The 588-nt window shown below is 63.1% G+C and carries 1 protein-coding gene; it reads right to left on the bottom strand.

Going from position 1 to position 588, the window contains the following annotated elements:
* The coding region (locus tag AC1DWI_RS25810) for a HemK family protein methyltransferase (RefSeq protein ID WP_477726277.1) at positions 1-588 on the bottom strand (588 nt) is incomplete at both ends.

A 588-nucleotide genomic window follows, 5' to 3' on the forward strand; every position in this document is an offset into this window, starting at 1 on the left:
GTTCGCGCGTCAGCAGCAAGACCTGGTCGGCGCCCGAGCTGGTTTCGAACCACAGCGGTTCAAGCGTCGGGAAAGCGCGCTCAAAATTCTCGCGCTCATTGCCGATTTCCAGCACCAGCACGGCATTTTCGCTCATATGGCGTGCGGCGCTTTGAAAAAGGTCTCGAATGAAGTCCATACCGTCGGTGCCGCCGTGCCGGTTACCGTCCAGTGCCAGGCCGGGTTCAGCCCGGAATTCGGCCGGAAGGGCCGCCATGCTGGCAGCGTTCACATAGGGCGGGTTGCACAAAACCAGGTCATACAGGCCCGCGCAGGCAGCCATGCCGTCAGATTCGATCAGCGTGATGCGGCCGTCGAGACGATGACGGTCCACATTGATACGGGCCACCTCCAGAGCGTCCAGGCTGATGTCGGCGGCGTCCACCACCACGTCAGGGTAGGTCATGGCCGCCAGCACCGCGAGGCTGCCGTTACCGGTGCAGAGGTCAAGCACGCGGTGGGTGTGCTCGCCCAGCCAGGGGTCTATGCTGGCGTCGGCCAGCAGCTCGGCAATGAGGGAGCGTGGAATGATCACACGCTCATCCACAT

The sequence above is a fragment of the Polaromonas sp. P3_C2 genome, assembly GCF_056402675.1.